The 320-nt window shown below is 55.0% G+C and carries 1 protein-coding gene; it reads right to left on the bottom strand.

What is annotated here, in order from left to right:
- Window positions 1-320, bottom strand: a 320-nt coding sequence (locus Q4563_RS18205; protein WP_442903786.1) for a choice-of-anchor I domain-containing protein, incomplete at both ends; no start/stop codon positions are given.

Raw genomic sequence — 320 nt, 5'->3', positions numbered from 1 at the left:
GTAGAAGTAAGCACGACCGTTGTCCTGTTTGGTATCTGCTTCGACGGCGAGGGCCAGAATGCCGTTACTGACGGCAACGCTGTTAACACCACCGACTTCGAAGCCGGCTACACCGGCGTCTTCGGCAGAAATAGTGCCCAGCAGCGTTGGGGCGGATGGATCATTCAGGTCGAGTACGTCAACCGCGGCATTCCCTGAGTTGATCACAAACAGTTTGTTGGTGGTGCTGTCGAAGGCAACGATTTCAGCACCGCCATCGTCATAAATACCCGACTCATAACGGCCGACCTGAACCAGCTGACCACTGAAGCCATCAACAC

This window comes from Gilvimarinus sp. 1_MG-2023, assembly GCF_030548285.1.
This window is presented reverse-complemented; position numbering and strand designations above follow the sequence as displayed.